Below are 4,595 nucleotides of genomic sequence, written 5' to 3'. Positions count from 1 at the left end.
CTTCCTCCGCCCTTTCCGCTACGCTCCAAGGACGGAGGAAGGCGGTGGAGGAGTTGCACTTCTAACTTGACGGTGGGATTTTGTCATATAATACAGTGAAGAGTGAATTGGCTGGTATATATAGTGTGATAGGAGATTATGATAAAGCTTTGAGTTTAGAGTGGGAGGCAATAGGGAATAACCATCCAACAGCTCAATCTTATTATGGAATAGGAGTAAATTATATGAATTTGCATCAATATGATTCGGCTTATTATTATTTGAATCAAGCGTTGAATACATCAAATGTTTATACACGTATGGGGGTATATCGAAGCTTGTTGCAATTGGGTCGTCAACCCCAGTATCATAAATATATAATAACTTATAGTGATTCGTTACGTTTCTATGAAGATTCTGTTCGTGCTTTAGATAAAAGTCGGGAAATTATTTTTTATAAAGAGAAGTTTGAAAAAGAGCAGTTGGTTACTCAAAATCAGCGGTTAGAACTAGAAAAGGCATATACAACTCGTTTGTTATTATTGGCAACTATTGTGGCTTTAGTTTTGTTGATGTTGTTGGTCGCTTTTTATTTACATCGTAAGATTGCTTTGCGTAGAAAAGAAGAAGAACTGAATAGTTTGACTTTTCAACTTCATGAAAATGAATTGTTAATAGATCGAAACAATAATTATATTGCGGAGTTGAAAGAACAAGTAGAACAGCAAAAAGAATTGGTAGAACAACAGGCTGAACAGAAGGAAGAGTTAGCTTCACTTCATGATGCAAATGAACAACTCCGTAAAGAAAATATCCGTTTGAATGAAAATATGAAAAAATACACAGGCACATTTCCTGAAGCAGATGAAATTAAGAATGTAACAGAGCAATTACGACGTTCTAAACAACGGGAGGAAGATTGGTTTGCTTTTATTCAAAAAGAATATCCTTTTCTCTCTAATCTGCACCAAAGAAAGACTGGGTTAGATTATGCAGAAGAGCAGACCGTTTATTTCTTGGTTGATACGCTTTTTGATAAATTCACGAAACGTTTGACTAACAAAGTGTCATTGCCTCCAAGGGAATTGTTGCTTTGTTGTTTGATTAAGTTGCGTTTATCTGTTGGTGAAATAGCTGTTTTAATGAATCTTTCTCCTGCTTCCGTATCTACAGCTAAGCAGCGGATTAAGAATAAAATCCATGAAATACTGAAAGATGAGCCACTTAAAAGAAGCTTTGATTTATGGATTTGGGAGTATTGACAGCGAATGCTTAGATTAAATGTGAATACTAATTTATAATCGCAAGATTATCAGTTGTTTATATATTTATTTTTGCTTATATGATGCTTATGCTTGTTTCTTGTATTTTTGAATTGTTGCATCTATCTTTGCTGCATGTAAAAACAATCAAAAATTAAGAAACATGAAACGTAAAATTTTAATTTGTACAGCCATGGATTATAATATTCAAAATTCGTTTGGTATGTTGAATGAACAGGGTGAGATTGTTTGGGATGAAAATAAACTTCAAGGCATTGATAATGCACCTTATATACAGGATACCAAATGTATGGAATGTAATTTGCTTCCGCTTTGTGGGGGGCCATGCTTTATGCGTAAATATCAATTTGTAACTCAAAATATAGATTATTGTAAAAAAGATGTGTTGGATACAGGGCTGGAAGAATTTATTAAGAGCTTTTATCAAAAAAGTATTCAATATAGAATGCATTAAAGCTGAAGATACAGTCAATTAGGAAAGGATAGCGAAAAATCATTTCTTTGAAAAATAATGTCCAAAAGCTCCTAAGAATGGATTGTAGCGATATATATTTGTAGCAAATTATATTGTAAATACAAAAAAACTTTACTTTTGCAGTCGCAAATGAAATTTTAACAGAAAAAATAAAGGAACATGAGACGTTTGTTAAACTTATTGATGTGTTGCTGTGTCTCTTTGACAACCTTTGCACAGGTATATAGTGGCAAGGTAACGGACGAGAAAAGCCAGCCCTTACCTTACACCAATGTAGTGTTGTTATCCCTTCCCGATTCCGCTTTCGTGACGGGAACGGTAAGTGACGAATCGGGTGCTTTCACCTTGCGTAGCGAGAAACCGAACCTGTTGCTCCGGATTTCCTCTATCGGCTATGCTACTATATATAATAAGGTAGATAAACCGGACTTGGGAACCATCCAGCTTTTGCCCGATGCACAGCTGTTGGGCGAAGTGGTGGTAAAGGGCGATTTGCCCAAAGTGCAGTTAAAAGGTGATGCGCAGGTGACGAATGTGACGGGCACTATCTTGGAGAAGGCAGGTACGGGCAATGACTTGCTGAGCAAGCTTCCGGGCGTATCGGCGGAAGAAGGTACGGTAAACGTGTTCGGTTCGGGCACGGCTGAAATCTACATCAATGGGCGCAAGATGCGTAATGCTTCGGAACTGGACCAGCTTTCATCGGATAACGTGAAGCGTGTAGAGGTGGTGCGCAATCCCGGTGCACGTTATGATGCGACGGTGAAAGCCGTGGTGCGCATCTATACCAAGAAGGCGCAGGGCGAAGGTTTCGGATTCAACAACCGTTTCCTCACCCGTTATTACTATGGCTGGAATGTGCTTGACCAGTTTAACTTTAACTACCGCAAGGGCGGGTTCGACCTGAGCGGCATGCTCTTCGGTTCGAAAACCGAGGGTGAAGACAACAAGACAGGGGTTTTTGAAACATTCCTCGACAATACCTGGCGGCAGGAGAGTTCCATTTCTACAACAGGAGGCTCCCGGAATATCTCCACTATGCTCTCACTCAATTACCAGTTCAACGAGAATCATTCAGCCGGTGCGCGTTACGACTTCAACCGTACGCCCAAGGACTGGTGGAATATCAATATGTACTCGCAAGTGTTCCGGGACGGTTCGCTTTATGAAGAGAACACCAGCCGGGGCTGGCAGAGGACTCCGGCTACTACCCACTCCTTTAATGCTTATTACAACGGTCAGGCAGGCGACTGGAACATTGACTTCAATGCCGACGGCATGTGGTCATACAGCAAGACGTTGCAGGATATGACCGAAGAATATACCCCCATCGGCGAAGCCTTGCAGGAGCAGAACGTCACCAGCTACAACAAGGACGAGAACACGCTCTATGCCGCCAAGCTTATCATCAGCCGTCCCCTGTGGGACGGAAACCTGTCTTTCGGCGGGGAATATACCTATACCGACCATACGAATACCTATATCAACGACCAGGGCATTTTGGATGACGACCACAGCAATATCCGCGAGAACGCCGCTTCTGCCTTTCTGGAGTACAGCCGCAGTTTCGGCAAGCTGCAGGCTCATATAGGCGTGCGTTACGAGCACTTGGCATCCGACTATTATGAGAATGAAATCCTTGTGGACGAGCAGAGCCGTACGTATGACAATGTGTTCCCTACGTTTGCGCTTTCTCTTCCTGTGGGCAAGACGCAGCTTTCGTTGAGTTATACGGGCAGTATCTACCGTCCGACTTATTACATGCTGCGCAGCAACATCACCTATGCCAACCGTTATACTTACGAGAGTGGCAATCCGTTGCTCCGTCCTTCCATCATCAACCGCCTGTCATTGGACGCCTCTTGGAAGTGGATTTACTTCAATGCCCGCTATACACATACCAAAGACGCCATTGTGAACTTGGGCGGTACCTATTCGGAAGACGAGCCTAACATCATGCTGCTAAGCTACTTTAATAAGTATGATTCAGATAAATCTACGCCACGCTCAGCTTCTCGCCTACCATCGGCATCTGGTCGCCCCAATTCACGCTGATGTACCTTCAGCAATGGTATATGGTGGATATGCCCGACGGCACACGCAAGAACTTCAACCACCCCATGGGCAGCTTCAGTTGGCGCAACAATTTCCGTCTGCCTTGGGAACTGCTGTTGGATGTAGACGCATCGCTCGATACACCCGGTGATAATGAAAACGGTCACGTCAGCGAAGTAGGCTGGGCACTTAACGTCAGCCTGCGCAAAGCTTTTTTCAATGAACGCCTCAGTTTGCAGCTGCAAGGTATAGACTTGTTTAATTCCCGTAACGCATGGGGCACGATATATGGCGGCAATCGCTTAATAACCATTGATCAAGAATCGCGCCGCTATTTCACGCTTACTTTGCGCTACAAATTCAATGCCACAAAGAGCAAGTACAAAGGCACGGGTGCAGGACAGGAGCAGCGGAGCCGCATGTGATTTTGAGTTCTTGAGTTTTTAAGTTTCTCTTATGCTTAACTCAAGAACTTACGAACTTAAGAACTAAAAAACTTACAAACTAACCTACAGGCTGTTGATTTCTTCTTCGGACAAGCCGCTGCATTCAGCAATTATGCTGATTGCAACTCCTTTAGCTTTTAGGCTTTGCGCCATTTCAATTGCTTTTTTCTTTGCTCCTTTTTCAATACCGATTTTTTCTCCTTCTTTCAGTCCTTCCTTGCGTCCTTCTTTCAGTCCTTCCTTGCGTCCTTCTTTCAGTCCTTCCTTGCGTCCTTCTTCTTTCGATTTAATTTTCGCAGTATCAATGGTATTTTTCCAGTCCCGGTAGATTTTCAGGCTTTCTTCGTAGCTGTCGTA

The 4,595-nt window shown here is 42.5% G+C and carries 4 protein-coding genes and 1 pseudogene; 4 read left to right on the top strand and 1 reads right to left on the bottom strand.

Annotation, left to right across the window (positions count from 1 at the left end; translation table 11 throughout):
• The first annotated feature begins 95 nt into the window (after window positions 1-95).
• From H9625_RS17090 to H9625_RS17935, 4 genes are all read left to right on the top strand, one after another.
• Window positions 96-1,241, top strand: a complete 1,146-nt coding sequence (locus H9625_RS17090) for a hypothetical protein (protein WP_191765514.1) — start codon at window positions 96-98, stop codon at window positions 1,239-1,241.
• Between the two features lie 163 nt (window positions 1,242-1,404).
• Window positions 1,405-1,716: an SPASM domain-containing protein gene (locus H9625_RS17085; protein WP_087213206.1), complete on the top strand. Its 312-nt coding sequence runs from the start codon at window positions 1,405-1,407 to the stop codon at window positions 1,714-1,716.
• A 180-nt stretch (window positions 1,717-1,896) separates the two neighbouring features.
• Window positions 1,897-3,792, top strand: a complete 1,896-nt coding sequence (locus tag H9625_RS17080; RefSeq protein WP_262892017.1) for an outer membrane beta-barrel protein — start codon at window positions 1,897-1,899, stop codon at window positions 3,790-3,792.
• Window positions 3,792-4,217, top strand: a complete 426-nt coding sequence (locus H9625_RS17935; RefSeq protein WP_262892016.1) for an outer membrane beta-barrel family protein — start codon at window positions 3,792-3,794, stop codon at window positions 4,215-4,217. Before H9625_RS17080 ends, H9625_RS17935 begins: the two co-directional genes overlap by 1 nt.
• An 84-nt stretch (window positions 4,218-4,301) precedes the next feature.
• Here the strand turns inward: H9625_RS17935 and H9625_RS17075 are convergent.
• A pseudogene (locus H9625_RS17075) lies at window positions 4,302-4,595 on the bottom strand (Rpn family recombination-promoting nuclease/putative transposase); the annotation flags it as partial.

The sequence above is a fragment of the Phocaeicola intestinalis genome (genome assembly GCF_014837065.1).
Lineage (GTDB): Bacteria > Bacteroidota > Bacteroidia > Bacteroidales > Bacteroidaceae > Phocaeicola > Phocaeicola intestinalis.
This window is presented reverse-complemented; position numbering and strand designations above follow the sequence as displayed.